Origin of the sequence: Mycobacterium sp. (genome assembly GCF_035697385.1) — a bacterium.
Taxonomy (GTDB): domain Bacteria; phylum Actinomycetota; class Actinomycetes; order Mycobacteriales; family Mycobacteriaceae; genus Mycobacterium.
In genome coordinates this window covers 17,987-39,376 of the sequence record NZ_DASSCY010000034.1, presented here as the reverse complement: position 1 = coordinate 39,376, position 21,390 = coordinate 17,987, and the positions used below count along the sequence as shown (strand labels likewise).

The window sequence follows — 21,390 nt, the reverse complement described above, 5'->3', positions numbered from 1 at the left end:
CCCGCGCTGCCTCAGCGGCGGGGCGCGTGGCGACCTGACAGCTGTCGAGCCCCGCAAGCAGGTCCGATACGCTGGGCTAATGAGTCTGCAAGCATCGCCGGTTGCCGACTTGCGCCAGCAGGTCCACGACGCCGCCCGCCGAGCGCGCGTCGCAGCCCGCACGCTCGCCACGCTGAGCACCGAGGTCAAGAATCGCGCGCTGAACACCGCCGCCGACCATGTGCTCATGCACACCCGCAGCATCCTCGAGGCCAACAAGCGGGACCTCGACGCCGCCCGCGCAGCCGGTACGCCCGACGCCATGCTCGATCGGCTCGCGCTGAACCCGAACCGCATCGACGGCATCGCCGACGGGCTGCGACAGGTCGCGGGTCTACCCGATCCCATCGGCGAGCAGATCCGTGGCCGCACCCTGCCCAACGGCCTCGCGCTGCGTCAGCAACGCGTTCCGCTCGGCGTGGTCGGAATTGTCTACGAAGGCCGGCCCAACGTGACCGTCGACGCGTTCGGGTTGACCCTCAAGTCCGGCAATGCCGTCTTGCTTCGCGGCAGCTCGTCGGCGGCGCACTCGAACGCGGCACTGGTATTCGCCCTTCGCGCCGCGCTGGCGACCGAGGGCCTCGAGTGCGACGCCGTGCAGCTGCTGCCCAGCGACGACCGCGCGAGCGTCACGCACCTGATCCAGGCGCGCGGTCTCGTCGACGTCGTCATCCCACGCGGGGGAGCCGGTCTGATCGACGCGGTGGTGCGCGACGCGCAGGTGCCGACGATCGAGACCGGTGTCGGCAATTGCCATGTGTACGTTCATGAATCGGCCGACCTCGACGTGGCCGAACGCATCCTGCTCAACGCCAAGACCCGACGGCCCAGCGTGTGCAACGCGGCCGAATCGCTGCTGATCGATTCGTCGATCGCCGACCGTGCGGTGCCCCGGCTGACGAAGGCGCTGCAGGACGCAGGCGTCACGGTGCACACCGATCCGTCCGAGGAAGAGCTGCGCGCCGAGTTCTTGTCGATGGACATCGCGCTGGCGGTGGTTGACGGCATCGACGCCGCGATCGCACACGTCAACGAGTACGGCACCGGGCACACCGAAGCCATCGTGACGACGAATCTTGCTGCCGCGCAACGCTTCACCGAACGGGTGGACGCTGCGGCAGTGATGGTCAACGCGTCGACCGCGTTCACCGACGGCGAGCAGTTCGGTTTCGGCGCTGAAATCGGCATCTCCACACAGAAGCTGCACGCCCGCGGGCCTATGGGTCTGCCAGAATTGACGTCAACCAAGTGGATTGTGTGGGGAGACGGCCACACCCGCCCGGCCTAACAGGAGTAGTTCGTGAGCGTCCCCGCCCGCCCGGCGCCAATGTTCGCCGACATCGACGATGTCGCGCGGCGACTGGCTGAAACCGGCTATCTGCCCGATACCGCAACCGCCACAGCGGTTTTCCTCGCCGATCGACTCGGCAAACCGTTGTTGGTCGAAGGCCCCGCCGGCGTCGGCAAGACCGAATTGGCCAGGGCGGTCGCGCAGGCCACCGGATCTGGGCTGGTGCGGCTGCAGTGCTACGAGGGTGTCGACGAGGCCCGCGCCCTCTACGAGTGGAATCACGCCAAGCAGATCCTGCGGATCCAGGCCGGGCACGGCGACTGGGATCAGACGAAAACCGATGTGTTCTCGGAGGAATTCCTGCTGACGCGTCCTCTGCTGACGGCGATTCGCCGTACAGAACCGACCGTGTTGCTGATCGACGAGACCGACAAGGCCGACATCGAGATCGAGGGGCTGCTGCTCGAGGTGCTCAGCGACTTCGCGGTGACGGTGCCCGAACTCGGCACCATCGTTGCCGAACGTCCCCCATTCGTCTTGCTGACCTCCAACGCCACCCGGGAGCTGTCCGAGGCGCTCAAGCGCCGGTGCCTGTTCCTGCATATCGACTTTCCCGACCCCGAACTCGAGCGCCGCATCCTGCTGTCACGCGTACCGGAGCTGCCCGAACACCTTGCCGAGGAGCTGGTGCGCATCATCGGGGTGCTGCGCGCCATGCAACTCAAGAAGCTGCCGTCAGTGGCCGAAACCATCGACTGGGCGCGCACGGTGCTGGCGCTCGGGATGGACACCATCAGCGATGCGACGATCGCGGCCACCCTGGGTGTGGTGCTCAAACATCAATCGGACCAAATCAAAGCGTCCGCGGAGTTAAGGCTGAACTGATGGCAGTCCGCCGCACCCGCCCGCCGCAGCCCCTGGCGCCGCATGGCATCCCCGGCCATCTGGTCGGCTTCGTCGAAGCGCTACGCGGGCAAGGGATTTCGGTGGGACCGTCGGAGACGGTGGATGCCGGGCGGGTGATGTCGGTGCTTGGCCTCGGCGATCGGGAGGTGCTGCGCGAGGGCATCGCGTGTGCGGTGCTGCGCCGCCCTGATCACCGCGACACCTACGACGCGATGTTCGACCTGTGGTTCCCCGCGGCGCTCGGGGCGAAGACGGTTCTACTCGACGATGACGACGACGCCGAAGACCGCCCTCAGGGCCTGCCGCCTGAGGACGTCGAAGCGATGCGTGCGGCCCTTCTGGACATGTTGGCCGACAACGCCGACCTGGCCAACTTGGATGACCGGCTGGCGGCGATGATCGCCCAGATCGTCGAGGCATACGGCCGGTACAACTCCAGCCGCGGACCGTCGTACTCGTCGTATCAGGCGCTCAAGGCGATGAACCTCGACGACCTGGAGGGCCGGCTGCTCGCGGGGTTACTTGCGCCGTACGGGGACGAGCCCACCCCAACGCAGGAGCAGATCGCTAAAGCACTTGCCGCCCAACGTATCACGCAGCTGCGCAAGATGGTCGAGGCAGAGACGAAGCGTCGCACCGCCGAGCAGCTCGGCCGCGATCACGTCCAGATGTATGGCGTGCCCCAGCTCGCCGAGAACGTCGAGTTTCTGCGCGCCTCGGGGGAGCAGCTGCGTCAGATGCGCCGGGTGGTGGCGCCGCTGGCCCGCACGCTGGCGACGCGGCTGGCCGCGCGGCGGAGGCGGTCGCGAGCCGGCGAGATCGATATGCGCAAGACGCTGCGCAAGTCGATGTCCACCGGCGGAGTGCCGATCGATGTGGTGCTGAAGAAGCCGCATCCGGCGCGCCCGGAGCTGGTGGTGCTGTGCGACGTCTCCGGGTCGGTGGCAGGGTTCAGCCACTTCACGCTGATGCTGGTGCACGCGCTGCGACAGCAGTTCTCACGAGTTCGGGTCTTTGCGTTTATCGACACCACTGACGAGGTCACCGAGTTGTTCGGGCCCGACGCGGACCTCGCCGTTGCCGTGCAGCGGATTACGCGCGAGGCCGGCGTGTACACCCGCGACGGCCATTCCGACTACGGCAATGCGTTCGCGTCGTTCATGGCGAACTGGCCGAACGTGCTTTCGCCACGTAGCTCATTGCTGGTGCTCGGTGACGGCCGCAACAACTACCGGAATCCGGAGACCGACCTGCTTGCGCACATGGTCAACGCCAGTCGCCACGCGCATTGGCTGAACCCCGAACCCAAGCACCTGTGGGGCAGTGGTGACTCGGCGGTGCCGCGCTATACAGACGTCATCACCATGCACGAATGCCGGTCGGCCAAGCAGCTGGCGACGGTGATCGACGCGTTGCTGCCGGTCTAATTTCTCTGCGCGAGCAGCAGCCAGGGGAGCTTCGCTCCGCGGTCCAGGAAGAAAATCGCGCCGAGAGTAGGAAAGATGACGGGATCCGGTGCAGATTCCGTCATCTTCCCTACTCTCGCGATGCCCTGCCACCGCACAGCGTCCACCCAGGGCATATGGCCCGTTTTCGAGAGAGACGCAAGACTGACCTAAACGACCGGTCTAGTTTCCCGGCTCAGGCCAACAGCTCGACGTCGACGTCTAGCGCCCGATACACGTCAAGCGCACGGCGGTCGCAGGTAACGAGCGGTAGCCCGTGCTCCTTGGCCGAAGCGCCGACGAGCGCGTCGTATACCGCGCCACCCGAAATGCCTGCCGTACCAAGCTGAGCGAGCAGCGACGCTGCAGCTGATGCGCTGAGGAACTTTGTTTCGGGGAAGGTCGCTGCAAAAAGGCGCGTGACTGCGGCAGCGGTCAGGCGGGCCGGCGCAGGCAGACGCGTGAGTACCGAAAACGTCTCGAAGGCCGCGTGTCCGGCGAGGCCACGAGGCCGAGCACGAAGCGACGCCAATGCCGCCTCATGCAACTCGTGGTCGGTGAGCACGAGCGCGACGGCGGCGCTGGTATCGACCAGGACGGGTGCTGCTTTAGCGCTGGCCGGCATCTCGCACTGACCGGACCATTTCGGCGTCTATAACCAGTCCCGCCGCGGGGATCACGAGCATGCCATCCCGCTCCTCGAGCCTGTCGCTCGCGAGAGGTTCGACGCGAAGTCCAGCGCCGTCGGCAGTTACCTCAACCTCGCCCGGTCGCAGCCCGAGATGTTCGCGCAGCTGTTTTGGGATGACCAATCGGCCTGCCTTATCAATGGTTGCGCGCATGCCTGAACGATACCAACGCACTGTCTCCCGCCGGTCGAGTGGCCTGTGTCACTGCCGTAAGCTGGCTAATCGTGGTTTCTCGACGCAGGCTGGGCGTGATGGGTGGGACGTTCGATCCCATCCATAACGGCCACCTGGTCGCGGCCAGCGAGGTTGCCGATCTGTTCGAGCTCGACGAAGTGGTATTCGTCCCGACGGGCCAGCCGTGGCAGAAGCATCACCGGTACGTCACCGCGGCAGAGGACCGTTACTTGATGACAGTGATCGCGACCGCGTCCAACCCGCGGTTCTCCGTCAGCCGCGTCGACATCGACCGTGCCGGCCCCACCTACACCAAGGACACCCTGCGCGACCTGCGTGCCCTCAACCCGGACGCCGAGCTGTACTTCATCACCGGCGCCGACGCGCTGGCATCGATCCTGTCGTGGCAGAACTGGGAGGAACTGTTCTCCATCGCGAGGTTTGTGGGAGTGAGCCGGCCCGGTTACGAGCTGGACGGCAAGCACATCGCGGCCGCGATGGAAGAGCTGCCTGCTGACGCCCTGACCTTGGTCGAGGTGCCTGCGATGGCGATATCGTCGACCGACTGCCGCAAGCGGGCCGAGGAGTCGCGGCCCATCTGGTACCTGGTGCCCGACGGTGTGGTGCAGTACGTGTCCAAGCGCAAGCTCTACGCCGCCGAGCCGGTGGCGACCAAGGGGGAGTTCCGATGAGCGCTTGCGCGAAGAGCAGAGGGCAGCGATGAGCGCTTGCGCGAAGAGCAGAGGGCAGCGATGAGCGCCTCCGAGGAAGCGATCGGCATGGCGACGGTGGCCGCCCAGGCAGCCGCAGCCAAACTCGCCGAGGATGTCGTCGTGATCGATGTGTCCGGGCAGCTGGTCATCACCGACTGCTTCGTCATCGCGTCGGCGTCCAACGAACGTCAGGTGAACGCCATCGTCGACGAGGTCGAAGAGAAGATGCGCGTCGCCGGCTACAAACCGGCACGCCGCGAGGGCGCCCGCGAGGGCCGGTGGACGCTGCTCGACTACGTCGACATCGTCGTGCACATTCAGCATCAGGACGAACGCAACTTCTACGCCCTGGACAGGCTGTGGCGTGACTGCCCCGTCGTGCCGGTAGATCTGGACGGCCAGTCATGAGGATCCGCCGCCTTGTCATGCTGCGGCACGGGCAGACCGAGTACAACGCCGGCAGCCGGATGCAGGGCCAGCTCGACACCGACTTGACTGACCTGGGCCGCGAGCAGGCCGCGGCGGCCGCCGAGGTGCTGGCCAAGCGGCAACCGTTGCTCATCGTGTCCTCGGATCTGCGGCGAGCGCTGGACACCGCCGTTGCGCTCGGCGAGCGGTCCGGGCAGCCGGTGCTGGTCGACCCCCGGCTGCGTGAGACACATCTGGGCGACTGGCAGGGGCTGACCCATCTCGAGGTCGATGCTGTCGCACCGGGCGCGCGGCTGGCGTGGCGGGAAAACGCGCGATGGGCGCCGCACGGCGGCGAGAGCCGGGTCGACGTCGCCGCACGCAGCAAGCCGCTGATGGCAGAACTGATCGCCGAACAAACCGAGTGGGGCGTCGATGAACCGGAGCGGCCGGTAGTACTGGTCGCGCACGGCGGCTTGATCGCGGCGCTTACGGCCGCGCTGCTGGGCCTGCCGGTCGATAACTGGCCGATCCTGGGCGGCATGGGCAACGCCAGTTGGGTGCAGCTGTCCGGACACGGGGCACCCGATGCCGCGCCAGAGGACATCGGGTGGCGGCTCGACGTGTGGAACGCCTCGGCACAGGTCGCCAACGATGTCCTCTGACTCGCGGCCTACCCTGCTCGTATTCTGCGACTCGTTGTCCTATTACGGCCCGACCGGCGGGCTGCCGTCCGACGACCCGCGTATCTGGCCGAATATCGTTGCCAGTCAACTGGGTTGGGACCTGGAATTGATCGGGCGGATTGGTTGGACGTGCCGCGACGTGTGGTGGGCGGCCACCCAGGATCCGCGGGCCTGGGCGGCGCTGCCGCGGGCAGGCGCGGTGATCTTCGCGACAGGTGGGATGGACTCGCTGCCGTCGCCGCTGCCTACCGCGCTACGTGAGCTGATCCGCTATGTTCGCCCACCGTGGCTGCGGCGATGGGTGCGCGACGGTTACGGGTGGGCCCAGCCGCGGTTCTCGCCGCTGGCCCGGGCGGCGCTGCCCCCGCAACTGACCGCCGAATATCTCGAAATGACCCGCAATGCAATCGATTTCAATCGACCCGGTATTCCGATTGTGGCGTCGCTGCCAGCCGTGCACATCGCGGCGACCTACGGCAAGGCTCACCACGGGCGGGAAGGCACCGCGAGAGCCATCACCGAATGGGCCGAGCAGCACGATGTCCCACTGGTCGACCAGAAGGCGGCGGTGGGCGAGCACATCCTGAGCGGTCGGGGGAACCCGGACGGGATTCACTGGAACTTCGAGGCGCATCAGGCAGTGGCCGAGCTGACACTCAAGGCACTGGCCGAAGCCGGTGTGCTGCCTGGAGATTCACGCGGCTAGCTATGGCTGTCGTGGTGGTGACGGACTCATCGTCGCGCTTGGGTTCAGATGACCTCAAGCATTGGAACATTCGCCAGGTGCCGTTGCATGTGCTTGTCGACGGTGATGACATGCGCGACGGTGTCGACGACGTGCCCTACGACATCCATGACCGCCCCCGGGTCAGCACGTCAGGCGCGTCGCCCGCCGAACTTGCCGACGCATACCGGCGGGCGCTGGCTGACAGTGATGGTGACGGTGTGGTGGCGGTCCACCTCTCGGCAGCGCTATCGAGCACCTTCAGCTCGGCGGTTTCAGTGGCGCGCGAGTTCGGACCGTCGGTGCGAGTGGTTAATTCCCGGTCGGCGGCCATGGGTGTCGGATTTGTTGCGCTGGCTGCGGCGAAATCGGCGGCATCGGGTGCTGATCTGAATACTGTTGAAGCCGTGGCTCGTTCGGCCATCGACCGCGGCCACGTTTTCGTCGTCGTTCATCGATTGGACAACCTGCGGCGCAGCGGCCGGATCGGGACGGCGGCGTCATGGCTGAGTACGGCGCTCTCGCTAAAGCCGCTGCTGTGTCTCGACGTGGATGGGCGGCTGGTGCTGGATCAACGCATCAGGACCATCACCAAGGCGCATGCGGCGATGGTCGATCGCGTTGTGGAGCTCGTCGGCGACAGCAGGGCCGCCATCGCAGTGCACCACGTCGACAACCACGACGCCGCAGACGAAGTCGGCGCGGCACTCACGACGCGGCTTCCTCAGATCGAGTCGCTCACCGTCGCGGACATGGGCCCGGTTCTTTCGGTTCACGTCGGTGGCGGTTCGGTCGGTGTGGTCGTGCAGATCGCCGATCAGTAAGTCAGTGCTAACGGTTGACATAGACTTACCGTAAGTTGTAACTTACCAGTGTGCCTGCAGCTGCCTCCGCCGTCCTAGACGCGCTCGGTGATAAGACCCGCCGGTCGATCCTCGAGAAGTTGGCCGACGGCCCGGTCGCCGTGGGGGTGCTCGCCGAACAATTACCGATCTCCCGGCCCGCCGTCTCGCAACATCTGCGTGTCCTCAAGGAGGCCGACCTCGTTGTCGAATCGGTGGCCGGGACGCGGCGGCTCTACCGCATCAATCAGGCGGGATTGATGGCGGTGCGTGAATATCTCGACCGGTTCTGGAGCCAGACTCTGGCCGGATTCAAAGAAACAGTCGAACGTCAAGAAGGAGACGAACGATGACCCGAGCCCAATCGTCAACCGTCCGCCATGACGTTGTCGTCAACGCGCCTGTCGACCGGGCGTTCCGGGTGTTCACCGAGCAGTTCGGCGATTTCAAGCCCCGCGAGCACAATCTGCTGAGTGTTCCTATTGCCGAGACGGTATTCGAGCCCCGCGTCGGGGGGCACATATACGACCGTGGGGTCGACGGCAGCCTGTGCAGGTGGGCACGCATCCTGGCCTACGAGCCGCCGACCCGCGTCGTCTTCACCTGGGACATCGGTCCGACGTGGCAGCTCGAGACCGATCTCACACGCACCAGTGAAGTCGAGGTCCGCTTCTACGCCGAGTCTGACGGGCGCACCAGGGTCGAACTCGAGCACCGTCATATCGAACGGCACGGTGAGGGCTGGGAGTCCGTCGCCGCCGGAGTCGACGGCGAGGCCGGGTGGCCGCTGTACCTGCGGCGCTACTTCAGTCTCTTCGAAAGCGGGGCGCCGCAGCCGTGACGGCCACCGACCAACTGGCGCGCGAGGAACGCGAAGAGTTCGCCGCACTGCTGGAAGGACTGACGCCGCAGCAGTGGGAGAGCCCGACTCTCTGCGAAAAGTGGCGGGTCCGCGACGTCGTGGCCCATGTCATCGGTTATGACCCGTTGAGCCGCCTGCATCTGATGCGTCGGATGGCCAAAGGCCTTGTTACTCGAGGCGGTGCGAACGCGGTCGGAGTGGCCGACTATGTCGACAAGTCACCAGAAGAACTCACCGCGTTGGTACGTCAGTACGCCGTTCCTCAAGGACTGACTGCCGGGTTCGGCGGCCGAATTGCGCTCACTGACGGCATGATTCACCAACAGGATATCCGCCGGCCGCTCGGCAAACCACGCACCATTGACTCTGAGCGGTTGCGCGTCGCGTTGGATTTCTCCAAGTTTGCACCACGCATCCTCGGTGCCTTGCGCGCCCGCGGAGTGCAGCTAGTGGCCACCGATCTCGATTGGAGCTACGGCCGCGGTTCGGAGGTGCGGGGTCCGGGCGAGGCGCTACTCATGGCGATGGCCGGCCGGCGGGCGGCTTTAGACGATGTCGATGGTCCGGGCAAGACCAAACTGGCACAACGCGTTTGAGGTCGGTTACCCGGCCGAGCGTCCGGTGACCGGTGGCAGATCCTTGAGCGTGACGATTCCTGGCGGCGCCGCCACGACCGCGGGCACGGCGTTGGTGACGGGCATCGCGGTATAGATCATGCCCAGGCCCATGAACCCTGGCTCGGTCCAATCCTTCGGCGGTAGGCAATGCAGAACGGTGCGCATATTGGGCAGCCCGAACACCTGGATGACGTGGCCGTGCTCGAGCGGCTTCGGCGGAGTCACGTGGTCACCCATGGTCCAGTTGAATCCGACACTGACGACATTGCGGTCGCCGACCCAGCCGCGGTGATAGCCGTACACACCGCCCACTGTGCCCTTCGGGATCTGCATGAAGCCCAGGTCGGTGTCGCCGGTGGCTGCGGTGAACGTGACGTCGAAGGTGATCCGGTCGAGCTTGGCGCCGATCGCATCGGCCATCATCGCCGCGGATTCGGCGAACACCTCGCTTTCGCGACGGACGCTTTCGGACAGCCCGGGGGTATCGGGATCCTGCGAGAAGCCCATCGCGGTTTGGGTGCCCGCCGACTCGTACGTCGAGCAGTCGACCGACTCGGTGATGCGGATCTCGTCGACCCGTTCGCATGATCCGCTGAGCACCATCCCGACCAAGTTGGTCATGCCCGGATGGGCTCCGCTGCCGAAAATCGTGGAATTGCCCTTCTCGCAAGCCTTTCGGATGCGTTCCAGGTCCTCGGGCGACTGCTTACCTCCGGTGATCCACGCGGCGCTCGAACACACGTTGATCCCGGATTCGAGCAGGCGCGCCAGTTCGTCGATGTTGGGCCACAGGGGGTTGTAACAGCAGGCGTCGGGCTCCAGGGCGAGCAGCGCGTCGATGTCGTTTGTGGCCGTCACACCGGTGGGCTCAGGCCAGCCGGACAACTCTGCGGCGTCGACGCCGACCTTGTCGGCGCCGTGCGCGTAGACGCCGACCAACTCCATGTCGTCGCGCCCGATGATCGCGTGCAGCGATCGCCGCCCGATGTTGCCGGTTGTCCACTGGATGACGCGAAGCGGCTGGTCAGTCATGGCATCTCCTCGATGAGTGTCCGGTGCGCAGTAGACACTATCGAGCGAATGTATATACCTACTTGGCGGCGGTCACCCTCGGTTGCCCTGATGACTTGCGGGGGATCAGTGTGGGTAGCGCACGGCGGATCGGATTGTCGAGAGGTTCTCGTCGCAGCATCAAATCCATTGCCGTGGTCGCAATCTGATCGAATGGTGTCCGCACGGACGTCAGCGGGACAGGTAGCAGGTGTGCGAGTGGAATGTCGTTGTACCCGACGAGCGCGAGATCCACGCCGACGGCGAGCGAGTGCTGGTGAGCCGCTGCCATGACGCCTAGCGCCAGGTTGTCGTTTGCGGCGAAGACGGCCGTAGGTCGAGGTGTCGCGCTGAACAGGCGATTACCGGCGTCCATGCCGCTCTCGACGCCGAAGCCGGTTTCGACAATCCAGTCGGTGTTCGGCACCAGACCCGCGTCGCGGAGTGCGCGGGTGCTTCCTTCGAGACGTCCGGCCGCCGTTGACGTGAAAAGCGGACCTGGCAGCACCGCGATATCGCTGTGGCCGAGATCAATAAGGTGGCGCGTCGCGAGATAGCCGCCGAGCTCGTCATCGCCAACAGAGGACGGGCTGATGCCGTCGGTGCGGAGCACCAGCGCATGGGGCACACCTTGGTCGCGCAATTGCCGGGGTAGCGGGTCATCGCGCCGGCTGGAGGCGATGATGAGCCCGTCGACATTTCGCCCGAGCAGCGTCTGAGCGGCTTTCTCTTCCTGCGCTGGATCGTCACCGGCCGTGGCGACGACGGCGAAGTAGCCGCGTTGTTCGGCCGCGCGGCCGATCGCTTCGAACATCAGCGCCATCACGGTGTCGCTGAGGCGGGGCACCAGCACTCCGATCGTCGCAGCCTGGCCGCGGCGCAAGCTGGACGCGAACGTGTTTCGGCGATAACCGAGGGCCTCCGCGGCGGCGCGGACCCGATGCGCGGTCGCGGTTTGTGAAGGCGCGACCCGGTCGTCAAGAACTCGGCTCGCTGTTGACACGCTGACCCCGGCAGCCTTGGCGACCTCCCGCAGAGTCACGGTCGCGGCCGGGGAGTTCGAGGCAGCGTTGTCATCCGTCTCCATCGCCTTCCGCTCCATTCGCCTGCGCCTGTCCATCTTCACCTGAGCGCGTCACGTCACATCGCAGGCTCGGCGTGACCCTTGACACACAACATCATCGTACCGATACTGAGAACGTTCGCGGGAACGTTCCCGGATACGTTCTCACAACCGATACGAAAGAGAAATGCCTGATGAGCACCCTGGACCTCCGCGGCCTCGTGCCCGCGCCCGTCACCCCGTTCGATCGCGACGAATCAGTCGACTTCGCTGCGATCAACCGGCTCGGCTCCTGGCTGGCCAGCATCGATGGCGTCAAGGGCCTGGTCGTCTTAGGGCACGCCGGTGAAGGGACCTTCCTGACCACTGATGAACAGACCGCCGTGATCACTGCGTTCTGCGAAGCCGTCGAGCACCGCATTCCGATCATCGCCGGCATCACGGGCGAAGGAACTACGGTCGCGGCGCGGGAGGCGCAGCGCGCCGTCGCCGCGGGCGCCGCAGCGGGATTGGTTTACCCGTCGCACGGCTGGCTGCGATTCGGCTTCCAGGCGGGCGCGCCACAGGATCGCTATCGCCAGATCCATGAAGAGTCGGGCCTGCCGCTGATCCTGTTCCAGTACCCGGATGCCACCAAAGCCACCTACGACCTCGACACCCAACTCGAAATCGCCGCCCAGCCCGGCGTTTTCGCCACCAAGAACGGCGTTCGCAACATGCGCCGCTGGGATACCGAGATCCCGGTGCTGCGACGAGAAAACCCCGAGCTGCAGATCCTGACGTGCCATGACGAGTACCTGCTTCACACAATGTTCGACGTCGATGGCGCTCTCGTCGGATACGGCGGTCTGGCGCCCGAACCGCTGATTGAATTGATCGCGGCAGGCAAGGCCAAGGATTATCCAGCCGCACGAGCCATCCACGATCGACTGCTGCCAGTGACGCGCACCGTGTACCACCGCGGTTCCCACATGGAAGGGACCGTCGCGCTCAAGGAAGGGCTCGTCGCGCGGGGCATTCTCGAGCACGCCACCGTCCGGTCGCCGTTGCTGCCCCTGCCCGAGGGCGCCTCCGACGAAATCACCCGCGCGCTTCACGCCGCCGGGCTCTCCACCGTCGCGGCGTTCGCGTAGGCCACCAGCGGCCAACGAGGAACAATCACCCCGGAAGGAACTCATTGATGAGTCGCACAACACCACTGACTCCGCGCCGGGGCGATGCGTCGACACCGGCCCGAAGCACGTCATGGGTCAAGACCCTGGCCATGGCCGGGCCGGCGTTCGTCGTCGGCGCTTGGCAGTTTGGGCCAGGCAACCTCACCACGGCGGTCCAGTCCGGCAGCGAGTACGGCTACCGGCTCATCTGGGTCATCGCCGTCTCAACTGTGTTCATGCTGTTTTACGCCGACATGAGTGTGCGGCTGGGCATTTGCACGCCGGTCTCACTCATCTCTTCGATCAAGGACCTACTCGGTCGGCGGGTGGGTCTCGCCGCGGGTCTGGGGGTCTTCTTCATAACCCTCATGTTCTCGGTCGGTAACGCCGTGGGCTCCGGTCTGGGACTGTCGATGGCGTTCGGCGGCTCGCCGGTGGTCTGGACCGTCGTCTGCACCGTTGTGGTTGGACTGATTCTGTTGTTCCGCAACGTCTATGGCGTCATCGAGAAGGTGCTCCTCGTCATCGTCGCGGTGATGGGCATCGCGTTCGTTGCCAGTGCGGTGATTGCCAAACCCGATTGGTTCACGGCTTTCGGGGGCCTCGTGCCGACCGTGCCTGCCGACAGCCAACTACTGGTCGTCGCATTGGTCGGCACGAACTTCTCGATCAACGCCGCGTTCTTCACTTCCTATGGCATCCATGAGCGGCGTCGAAACCGCGACGAATACCGTCAGACGACGATCGCCGATACCATTCCCGGCATCGTCGCACCTGGCGTGATGACCGCGTTGGTGATCGTCGTCGCGGCCGCTGTACTGGGACGAACCAACACCGAAGCGTCCTCGATGGGACAGCTCGCCAAGGTCTTCGAACCCCTTGCCGGGCCGGTGGGTTCGTTCCTTTTCGCCGTCGGCTTGGCGGGTGCGGCGTTCTCGTCGATGATCGCCAACGCCACCGCAGGCGGCACCATGCTCTCCGATGCCCGAGGCAAGGGACCGTCGCCGAGCACACGCGTCGCGAAGACCACGAGCGCTGTAATCCTGGTATTCGGCTTGGTGGTGACGTTGGCGTTCCAGAAGTCACCGGTTCAGCTCATCGTCGTCGCACAGGCGCTGACGATCATCGTCGCACCGATGCTGGCGCTGCTGATGCTCGTCATGAGCAACAAGGGACCGCTGATGGGGAACCTGCGAAATACCTGGTGGCAAAACGTGTTCGGCGTCCTCGGATTCTGCTCGGTCCTGGGCCTGTCGGCGCTGCTGGTCTACGAATTGCTGGCTTGATACCCGGCTACATGTGAGTTCCGCCGTCGACACGCACCTCTGTTCCGGTGACGAAATAGGCGTCCGACGAGCCCAGCATCGCGACGACCGCCGCGACCGCGTCCGGCTTGGCGAACATCCCGCCGTCGTCGAGGGGCAGCACCGGGGTGATCTTGCCGAACAGCGAGAAGTCCGCATCCGTTGGCAGTCCTGGCCCGATGCTTTGTTTGGATTCGCCTGTGCCGTCGGTCATTCCGGAGGAGATCGAGCCGGGCTGAACCGAGTTGAACCGGATCCTTTCCTTGGCGAACTCCAGCGCGAGCGCGTGAGTCATCGCCTGGATTCCTGCCTTGGACGCGGCGTAGGCGGACATGTATGGGTGCGCGAACGTCGCCGATGTGGAACTGAAGTTGACCACGGCGGGATCGTTGCCGTTGCGCAGCGCCGGGATGCACTCCCGGGTCATCAGGAAGGTGCCGATGAGGTTGATGCGCAGCACCTGCTCGAAGTCGGCGAGTGTGGTGTCCATGAAATGTGCTGACCGCAAGATCCCGGCTGCGTTGACAAGCGCGTCCAGGCCGCCCATTGCCTCGACGCCTTGAGCCACCCCGTCCTTGACCGACTGCTCGCTGGCGACGTCGATGGCCACCGTGCTGAGGCGATCTCGGTGCGGTTCGGCCCTGGCCACGGTGTCCTTCAACCCGGATTCGCTGACGTCGGCTGCGACCACTAGGCCACCTTCGGCCAGGATGCGCAGCACGGTTGCCTGCCCGATTCCGGAACCACCGCCGGTGATCAGAACTCGACGGTCGCTGTAGCGCTGCAGAGATGTCATGGGCAGATCCTCCTGGGTGAGTTCGTGCTTGTCAGCTATCTGTGGTTTTGGCGGTCATGTCGAGGGCGGCGAGATGGCTGAACAGCATCGACGCTCCGATCGGGTTACCGCCGCCGGGATAGACGGTTCCGCTGACCGCAGCCATGGTGTTGCCCGCGGCGTAGAGCCCACCGATCGGATTGCCGCCGGCGTCGAGCACGCGGGCGTGGCTATCGGTGACCAGCCCGCCTTTGGTGCCCAGATCCGAAAGTCCGAACGAAGCGGCGTGATACGGAGCGGTCTCGATCGGCACCATCGGTGACCGACCGCCGGAGAACGCGCGGTCATAGGCTTCGTCGCCCCGGCCGAAGTCCTCGTCGGTGCCCGCCGCGACGAATTCGTTGTACCGCTTCACCGTCGACACCAGATTCTCGGCATCCACACCGATCTTGGCTGCCAGCTCGGGCAGGGTGCCCGCGGTATGCCACAGGCCGGCCTCGACGTAGCGTTCGGGCTCGACCATCGAAACGTTCGTGGCCTTCACTGGCGGAACGAGACCCTCTCGGTCGTCATAGATCATCCAGAACGGTAATGTCATTGCACTGCAGTCGATTTGGTTGATGATAACCTTGCCGATCCGATCGTAGGGACCGGATTCGTTGACGAATCGTTTACCGTCCTGGTTGACGAAGATCCCTCCGGTGAACCACAGCGCGAATGCCGAGCGGCCGTCAGGGTGGGTGAGTCCCGGTGACCACCAGGCCTGGTCCATCAGGTCGGTCGCGGCGCCCGCGGCCAAGGCTGCCTGGAGCGCGAGACCGAGATTCGCGGGCGCGCCCATGGTGTCCCGCGCATCGCCGGGCACGCCGAAGCGTTGGCGCAGCGCGGGATTGTTCTCGAAGCCGCCTGCCGCGAGGAGCACGCCGGCGCGGGCGCGGATTGTGCGGCGACGGCCGTCCTGCTCGACGACGGCACCGACCACGCCGTCGTTCTCGGTGACCAACTCGACCAGCGGGGTATTGAGATGAAGGGACACGGACGGATACGTGGTGAGCGCCGCCAGGAAGCGGCCGACGAGCGCCCGCCCGCCGATGAGGTAGTTCGGTGCCTCGGCGCCGAGGCGTTCTCGGTCCAGCGGTCCGCGGATGTGTTGTGCTACTTCGCCGAGGCGTTCGGCGGCAAGGGGTTTCATCACGGTGTGGCGCATACCGTCGAGGCGGGCGTGCGGCAGCTGGCCGTAGTAGTCGGGCCAGGGCAGCATGTCGAACTCGAAATGATCGTCCTCTTCGAGGTATGCGATCAGTTCGGTGCCGCCGTAGACGTAGGCGAGTTGCAGCTCGACCGGGGTGCGGTCGCCGACCGCGGCATGAAAGTACGCGAACGCGGCGTCGAGGGTGTCGTCGCAACCCGCGCGCTGCAGCACCGGATTGCAGGGAAACCACATGCCCCCGCCGCCGGAGTAGGCGGTGGTGCCGCCGAACTGGTCGCTGGCCTCGGCCACCATGACCGACAGCCCTTCGCGGGCCGCGGTGTACGCGCCTGCCAGCCCACCGCCCGTTCCGGCGACGATGACGTCGGTTTCGTCGTCCCAGCTCGTCAAGGCCGGCCCTTAGCCGCTGACCGTCCTGCGCGGCGGCCGTAGAAACTGCCGTCCCCGAGAGAGATGCCGCTGGCGTACCCCCACGCGGCCAGTCCGGAGGTGGCGCGCCCGGCCGCGAACAGTCCGGGGATCGGCATGCCGCTGACATGCAGCACCTCGGAGTCAAGGGTCGTCAGCAGCCCCCCGAGGGTGAATCCCGCGCAGCTGCCCCGCAAGTCGATCGCGCCGACCGGCCTGCCGATTGGCTTCACCCATTCGGATTTCTTGTGCAGCAACGGATCCTCGCCACGCTCGGCGGCGACGTTATAGGCGGTGACTGTGGATTGCAGTGATCCGTCTGGCAGACCGATCTGGTGTTCGAGTTCGGCGACGGTTTCGCAGACCCAGGTGGCCTGGCGCTTGAGGAATGGTGTTGCGGACGTTGCGGCCATGGCATCGTCCTGGGCATCGCTGTCGATGATCAGGAACGCGGTGTCGTCTTGCTGATAGAGCGTGAGTTGGCCGATTCGACCTGAGTACGTGTCCTCGGGTACGTAACGCTGGCCCCGCCCGTTGACGAGAATGCCCCGGACGGTTTGTTGAGGGTCGATCAGGAACGCCACCTCGGTGGCGTCCATATGGGCAAGGTCCGCGCCGAGCGCCTGGGCCATCCGGATGGCCGGGCCGTCGTGCTGCTCGATCGAGGCTGCCGGCCGGCCCGCCAGACGGGGCGCGTACTGAGTGACCATCGCGTCGTTGTACGCGAAGCTGCCGCAGGCGAGCACAACCCCCCGCCGCGCGCGGACAGTGATCGACTGGCCGTACTGGCGGGCGGTCAACCCGGCGACCCGGCCGTCGGACTGTACGACCAGAGACTGTGCGTGAACGTCGTAGACTGCCTGCACGCCAAGGGATGTCGCCGTGTCGACCAACGGTTTCATCAGCATGTAACCGGCACTTGCCTCGCCGGCTCGCTTGTTCGCCATCTGCGGAACATGGCCGCGCGGCGCCGGCGTGGCGATGGTGTTGAACGGATAGGCGTTCTCCCCGCCGGTGTACATCAGGCCTTCGTCAGCAGGCGGCTCCCAACCTGGTTCGCCCCAGAACACCGGCTTGAACGGAACCCCGCAACGCACCAGCCAATCGAAGTGCTCGACGCTGTTCGCGCAGTAGTCAATGATCCGCTTCTCGTCCGCGCCGGGCCCCATCGCCACGTTCAGAAAGCTCGCCATGTTGTCGACGGAATCGTCGAAACCGCAGGCTCGTTGGAGGCCGGTGCCGCCACCAAGGTAGATGAATCCGCCGGCCATCGCGGCCGCCCCGCCCCAGCCGCCCGTGCGCTCGAGCACCAGAACGTCCGCGCCGGCGCGAGCTGCTTCAACTGCCGCGGCGGCACCCGCTATGCCGTATCCGGCGATGACGACATCGGCTTCGTGGTCCCAGTGTTGGACCGTGTCGGCAGACCGGGGGTGGACGTCGCTGGTCACGGCCGCATCGCCACCGGAAGCTCGCCCCTCCACTGGTGGCCCCAGTAGCTGTCGGCGGTGATTTCCTCTGCAGTGTAGTAAGTTTCGTCGACGCGCATGCCGTCGGTGCCGAACTCGATGTCCCACCCGCCCGGTGCCCGCACGTAGAACGACACCATCTTGTCGTTGGTGTGCCTGCCCAGCGTCGAGGACAGCTGGAAGCCCTCGGCATTCACTCGGTCCAACGCCATTCCGACCGCGTCGAGGCTGTCGACCTCGACCATGACATGGATGAGGCCGGGCGCGCCGCCGCGCATCGAGGGAACGATTGCCATGCTGTGGTGCCGTTCGTTGACGCCGAGGAATCGGATCCGTACCGGACCGAACTCCGGTGGAGCCGGCACTCGCCACGCGCCGCGGGATAGGAAACCCAGTACGTCGGTGTAGAAGTCGAAGGCGGCGTTGGGATCTGTTGCGGGCAAGACCACGTGACCCAGTCCCTGTGCGCCCGTGACGAACCGGGCGCCGAAGGGTGTCACGACAGGACTGTGGTCCAGAAGAGCGCCGTGAAACACTTCGACGGTGGTGCCGGTCGGGTCGCAGAACGTGATCGCCTCTTCGACCCGGCGTGCATCGGCCTCTTCCTGTGGCAGCGGTTTGACGCCGACACCAGCGGACTGCAGCGTCTCCTGGAGGCGGAGCAACGCCGGCCGGTCGCGCACCTCCCACCCGACGGCGACGACCTCGTCGGATTCCCCTGGGACCACGACGATCCGGGCGGCGCGTTCGTCCATGCGAAGGTATAGGGCTGACGCGTCCGGACCGGCTCCGTTGGCGAATCCGAGCACATCGAACGCGAAGCTGCGCCATCGGTCGATGTCGTTGGTCTGTACCTTGATGTAGCCGAGGCTCTTGATGTCGCTCATGGTGATTCCTTGTTCCGATCAGATCATCGCCCGCAGCTGACCTTCGGGCTCGATGCCGAGCGAGCTCAGCGCGGAGGAATGAAAGGTGGTGCCGGGCACGTGGATCGCGTGAGCCAGTCCGGCGTGCGCGTCACGCCAGTAGCGCTGCAATGGTTTATCCATCCGTAGTGCGTTGCCGCCCGAGCGCGAGAAGATCTGGTCGACAGCCATCACCGCACGCCATGCAGACCGCACCTGCGTGCGGCGCCCGGCAGCGCGGTCCGCGAACGACACTTCGTTGCCGGCGTCGACGATGTCGTAGATCCGGTCGACGTTGGCGAGCAGTTCCTGCCGGGCCGCGTTGATATCCGCAGCGGCTTCACCGACGGCGTACATGACGTACGGGTCGTCCTTGATCGCGGTCCCTGCGGCGCCGACCCGGTCGCGTTGATAGTCGAGGTGGGCGGCCAACGCGCCTTCGGCGATCCCGATGACCGCTGACGTGATGCCCAGCGGGAACATCGTCGACCACGGCATCAGGTACAGCGTCTCCGTCATGCCGGCATTGTGCTGGGCGGTGCCGTCCATCACCTCGGTGGCATTCATTACGCGATAATCCGGCACGAACACATCCTTGACGATGACATCCTTCGAGCCGGTTCCCCTCAGGCCCACCACATTCCAGGAGTCCTCGACGATCTGGTAATCCTTGCGCGGCAGGATCATGTGGAGCATCTGCGGAGGCATCAGGGGCCTGCCGTCGGCGTCACCGACCATGGCCCCCAGGAAAATCCAGTCGCACGCGTCGGTCCCAGAGCTGAACTGCCATCGGCCGTTGAAGATGTAGCCGCCGTCAACCGGCTTGGCCACACCCTGGGGCGCATAGGGCGAGGCCACCCAGGTATCGGTGTCGGCGCCCCAGATCTCCTCGGCCACCCGAGGATCGGCATATGCCAGTTGGTAGGGGTGCACGCCGACGACACCGCAGATCCAGCCTGACGCGGGATCGAGCGAAGCGACTGCCATTACAGTTTCCGCGAATTCGCGCGGATGTACCTCGAACCCGTTGTACTGCTTGGGCTGTAGCAGCCGGATCGCGCCGACGGACTTGAGGTCCTTCACGGTCTCGTCGGGTAGTCGGCCGAGCCGCTCTGCCTCGGCCGCCTGCTCGCGTAAGCGGTCGGCGATCGCCATCACCCTGTCGAGCACACGTTCGGCCATGATGTGTCCCTGTTCTGTCGGCGTAAGGAGATGATGGGCACGCCCGATGTCATCATGGCGTGCGGTCCCGATCAGTGGAACGGAATCGCTGGCGTTAGCCGCGTCGAAGCAAAAAGTTCAGCACGGTGTCTTCGAACGCGTCCTTGGCCTCGATCATCGCCCAGTGCCCGCAGTTGGGGAACACGTGCAGCTCGGCATTGGGAATCGTGCGCATCGGGATCAACGCCATGTCCAGCGGGCTCACCCGGTCATCACGGCCCCAGGTCAGCAACGTCGGCGCCTGCACTTTGTGCATCATTGCCCACGGCATCGGGGCGTCCGAAGCTCGCATCGCCGACATCATCGCGGCGAAGGCCGCCTTGCCGTACATCCGCCGGGCGCTCTCCAGCGTCGGCGGATCCGTCGCCAACGCCCAACGCTCCTCGATGAGGTCCTCGGTCACCAGCGCCGGGTCATAAACCATCGAGTGCAGCCAGTCGACGAGCCGTTGGCGAGTCGGATTCTCGGTGAACTCCTGCAGGAGTCTGATGCCTTCGCTCGGACCGGGCGTGAAGACGTTGGTGCCGATTCCGCCGATCGTGACGAGGCGTCGAACCTTGGCCGGGTGACGGATCGCGAAATTGATGCCGACACCGCCACCCATCGAATTGCCAATGACGTCAACGGCGTCGAGTCTCAATGCTTCGACAAAGGTGCCCACGGCACCCTGCGCGGTCAGCACCGGGTGGCCTCCGAAGTCGTCGCTGATGCCGAAGCCGGGGAATTCCACAATCAGGCAACGGAAATGCTCGGCGAACGTGCGCAGTATGCCGTTGAAGTTTCGCCAGCCGGTGACACCCGGACCGGAGCCGTGGAGAAGCAGCAGGGGAGCTCCGTCGCCGGCCTCGTGATAGCGCAGGACACCGGCGTCGGTAGACAATTCACGGAGCGTGCCGTCGTAGGTCAATTCTTCTGCCATCACCGATCCCGTCGCTGCCAAGTGGGTCAAGTTTTCAGAGTGGCATCGTGGCACACGGATTCGGCACCGCTGTCCCGATCAGCGGGCGAGTCTCGCTGGTGTAGTTGGCCTTGCAACACAAAGGGGCACCCCTTGTGAGGGTGCCCCTTGTGTTGGGGAGGTGTTACTTGACGTCGACGTACACGGTTTCCGACGTCACGGTCGTCTTGATCGAGCCGCCGCCGCGCGAGTCCGTGGTCTCGTGCGTCTGACCGGGCCGGACCGCAACCACGGTGGCCTGATCAAGCGGGGCATCGCCGATACGGTTGACGATCACGTTGTAGCCCTGCTGTTCGAGCTGGCTGATGGTGTCCTGGGCGTTGCCAGGACCGGACGGTGCGGCGGCGGCCGGAGAGGCCAGACCGATAACCGCGGCGGCCAGCCCGCCGGCAAGCACAGAGCTCAATGTCGCCGCCGCGGCGGCTCCGGAAGCGATTCCGAACTTGTTCATGGGGGTGCCTTCTTCTTCTTGTTTCGTCT

Annotated in this window: 24 protein-coding genes; 13 read left to right on the top strand and 11 right to left on the bottom strand. The window is 65.5% G+C overall.

Going from position 1 to position 21,390, the window contains the following annotated elements:
- The first annotated feature begins 79 nt into the window (after nt 1-79).
- Genes VFH65_RS03490 through VFH65_RS03480 form a run of 3 tightly spaced genes read left to right on the top strand, consistent with a single transcriptional unit; the run spans nt 80 to nt 3,663 of the window.
- Entirely contained in the window at nt 80-1,327 is a 1,248-nt protein-coding gene (locus tag VFH65_RS03490) for a glutamate-5-semialdehyde dehydrogenase (protein WP_353319740.1), read from the top strand.
- 12 nt (nt 1,328-1,339) lie between these two features.
- The gene (locus VFH65_RS03485; RefSeq protein WP_353319739.1) at nt 1,340-2,215 is read left to right on the top strand and encodes an AAA family ATPase; all 876 of its coding nucleotides are present in this window, start codon (nt 1,340-1,342) and stop codon (nt 2,213-2,215) included.
- Nucleotides 2,215-3,663, top strand: coding sequence for a vWA domain-containing protein (locus VFH65_RS03480; protein ID WP_353319738.1), 1,449 nt, complete (start codon nt 2,215-2,217; stop codon nt 3,661-3,663). The genes VFH65_RS03485 and VFH65_RS03480 overlap by 1 nt, the downstream gene beginning before the upstream one ends.
- A gap of 214 nt (nt 3,664-3,877) precedes the next feature.
- On the opposite strand, the gene VFH65_RS03475 is transcribed toward VFH65_RS03480, so the two are convergent.
- Together VFH65_RS03475 and VFH65_RS03470 are read right to left on the bottom strand one after the other, a co-directional pair.
- On the bottom strand, nt 3,878-4,306 hold the full coding sequence (locus VFH65_RS03475) for a type II toxin-antitoxin system VapC family toxin (RefSeq protein ID WP_353319737.1): 429 nt from the start codon (nt 4,304-4,306) through the stop codon (nt 3,878-3,880).
- On the bottom strand, nt 4,290-4,523 hold the full coding sequence (locus tag VFH65_RS03470; protein ID WP_353319736.1) for an AbrB/MazE/SpoVT family DNA-binding domain-containing protein: 234 nt from the start codon (nt 4,521-4,523) through the stop codon (nt 4,290-4,292). Before VFH65_RS03470 ends, VFH65_RS03475 begins: the two co-directional genes overlap by 17 nt.
- 89 nt (nt 4,524-4,612) lie before the next feature.
- On the opposite strand from VFH65_RS03470, the gene nadD reads away from it, so the two are divergent.
- Genes nadD through VFH65_RS03430 form a run of 8 tightly spaced genes read left to right on the top strand, consistent with a single transcriptional unit; the run spans nt 4,613 to nt 9,375 of the window.
- Nucleotides 4,613-5,236, top strand: a complete 624-nt coding sequence (gene nadD / locus VFH65_RS03465; protein WP_353319754.1) for a nicotinate-nucleotide adenylyltransferase — start codon at nt 4,613-4,615, stop codon at nt 5,234-5,236.
- Between the two features lie 60 nt (nt 5,237-5,296).
- On the top strand, nt 5,297-5,665 hold the full coding sequence (gene rsfS / locus VFH65_RS03460; RefSeq protein ID WP_353319735.1) for a ribosome silencing factor: 369 nt from the start codon (nt 5,297-5,299) through the stop codon (nt 5,663-5,665).
- A complete protein-coding gene (gene gpgP, locus VFH65_RS03455) occupies nt 5,662-6,330 on the top strand; it encodes a glucosyl-3-phosphoglycerate phosphatase (RefSeq protein ID WP_353319734.1) in 669 nt (222 codons plus the stop codon). Before rsfS ends, gpgP begins: the two co-directional genes overlap by 4 nt.
- A complete protein-coding gene (octT, locus tag VFH65_RS03450) occupies nt 6,320-7,057 on the top strand; it encodes a diglucosylglycerate octanoyltransferase (protein WP_353319733.1) in 738 nt (245 codons plus the stop codon). The genes gpgP and octT overlap by 11 nt, the downstream gene beginning before the upstream one ends.
- Nucleotides 7,058-7,059: 2 nt before the next feature.
- Entirely contained in the window at nt 7,060-7,899 is an 840-nt protein-coding gene (locus tag VFH65_RS03445; protein WP_353319732.1) for a DegV family protein, read from the top strand.
- Nucleotides 7,900-7,949: 50 nt separating this feature from the next.
- Nucleotides 7,950-8,270: an ArsR/SmtB family transcription factor gene (locus tag VFH65_RS03440; protein WP_353319731.1), complete on the top strand. Its 321-nt coding sequence runs from the start codon at nt 7,950-7,952 to the stop codon at nt 8,268-8,270.
- Nucleotides 8,267-8,758 (top strand): SRPBCC family protein, encoded by a 492-nt coding sequence (locus VFH65_RS03435; protein WP_353319730.1) that lies wholly within the window; start codon nt 8,267-8,269, stop codon nt 8,756-8,758. The genes VFH65_RS03440 and VFH65_RS03435 overlap by 4 nt, the downstream gene beginning before the upstream one ends.
- Nucleotides 8,755-9,375 carry a maleylpyruvate isomerase family mycothiol-dependent enzyme gene (locus tag VFH65_RS03430; RefSeq protein ID WP_353319729.1) on the top strand — a complete coding sequence of 207 codons (621 nt, stop codon included), beginning with the start codon at nt 8,755-8,757 and terminating at the stop codon, nt 9,373-9,375. The genes VFH65_RS03435 and VFH65_RS03430 overlap by 4 nt, the downstream gene beginning before the upstream one ends.
- A gap of 6 nt (nt 9,376-9,381) precedes the next feature.
- Here VFH65_RS03430 and VFH65_RS03425 read toward each other — a convergent pair whose 3' ends face one another.
- Both VFH65_RS03425 and VFH65_RS03420 read right to left on the bottom strand, forming a co-directional pair.
- Entirely contained in the window at nt 9,382-10,428 is a 1,047-nt protein-coding gene (locus VFH65_RS03425; protein WP_353319728.1) for a dihydrodipicolinate reductase, read from the bottom strand.
- A 58-nt stretch (nt 10,429-10,486) separates the two neighbouring features.
- On the bottom strand, nt 10,487-11,533 hold the full coding sequence (locus tag VFH65_RS03420; RefSeq protein WP_353319727.1) for a LacI family DNA-binding transcriptional regulator: 1,047 nt from the start codon (nt 11,531-11,533) through the stop codon (nt 10,487-10,489).
- Nucleotides 11,534-11,703: 170 nt separating this feature from the next.
- On the opposite strand from VFH65_RS03420, the gene VFH65_RS03415 reads away from it, so the two are divergent.
- Together VFH65_RS03415 and VFH65_RS03410 are read left to right on the top strand one after the other, a co-directional pair.
- Nucleotides 11,704-12,642: a dihydrodipicolinate synthase family protein gene (locus VFH65_RS03415; protein WP_353319726.1), complete on the top strand. Its 939-nt coding sequence runs from the start codon at nt 11,704-11,706 to the stop codon at nt 12,640-12,642.
- A 131-nt stretch (nt 12,643-12,773) separates the two neighbouring features.
- Nucleotides 12,774-13,949, top strand: coding sequence for an Nramp family divalent metal transporter (locus VFH65_RS03410; RefSeq protein ID WP_353319753.1), 1,176 nt, complete (start codon nt 12,774-12,776; stop codon nt 13,947-13,949).
- Nucleotides 13,950-13,956: 7 nt separating this feature from the next.
- Here VFH65_RS03410 and VFH65_RS03405 read toward each other — a convergent pair whose 3' ends face one another.
- The 7 genes from VFH65_RS03405 to VFH65_RS03375 all read right to left on the bottom strand — a co-directional run bounded on the left by VFH65_RS03405 (nt 13,957) and on the right by VFH65_RS03375 (nt 21,361).
- Nucleotides 13,957-14,763, bottom strand: a complete 807-nt coding sequence (locus tag VFH65_RS03405; protein ID WP_353319725.1) for an SDR family NAD(P)-dependent oxidoreductase — start codon at nt 14,761-14,763, stop codon at nt 13,957-13,959.
- 31 nt (nt 14,764-14,794) lie between these two features.
- Nucleotides 14,795-16,342 carry an FAD-binding protein gene (locus VFH65_RS03400; protein WP_353319724.1) on the bottom strand — a complete coding sequence of 516 codons (1,548 nt, stop codon included), beginning with the start codon at nt 16,340-16,342 and terminating at the stop codon, nt 14,795-14,797.
- Nucleotides 16,339-17,808 carry an FAD-dependent oxidoreductase gene (locus VFH65_RS03395; RefSeq protein ID WP_414688346.1) on the bottom strand — a complete coding sequence of 490 codons (1,470 nt, stop codon included), beginning with the start codon at nt 17,806-17,808 and terminating at the stop codon, nt 16,339-16,341. The genes VFH65_RS03400 and VFH65_RS03395 overlap by 4 nt, the downstream gene beginning before the upstream one ends.
- Nucleotides 17,805-18,713, bottom strand: a complete 909-nt coding sequence (gene bphC, locus VFH65_RS03390; RefSeq protein WP_353319722.1) for a biphenyl-2,3-diol 1,2-dioxygenase — start codon at nt 18,711-18,713, stop codon at nt 17,805-17,807. Before bphC ends, VFH65_RS03395 begins: the two co-directional genes overlap by 4 nt.
- A gap of 18 nt (nt 18,714-18,731) precedes the next feature.
- Nucleotides 18,732-19,913 (bottom strand): acyl-CoA dehydrogenase family protein, encoded by a 1,182-nt coding sequence (locus tag VFH65_RS03385; protein ID WP_353319721.1) that lies wholly within the window; start codon nt 19,911-19,913, stop codon nt 18,732-18,734.
- A 94-nt stretch (nt 19,914-20,007) separates the two neighbouring features.
- The gene (locus VFH65_RS03380; protein WP_353319752.1) at nt 20,008-20,871 is read right to left on the bottom strand and encodes an alpha/beta fold hydrolase; all 864 of its coding nucleotides are present in this window, start codon (nt 20,869-20,871) and stop codon (nt 20,008-20,010) included.
- Nucleotides 20,872-21,034: 163 nt separating this feature from the next.
- A complete protein-coding gene (locus VFH65_RS03375; RefSeq protein WP_353319720.1) occupies nt 21,035-21,361 on the bottom strand; it encodes a hypothetical protein in 327 nt (108 codons plus the stop codon).
- Nucleotides 21,362-21,390 lie beyond the last annotated feature (29 nt).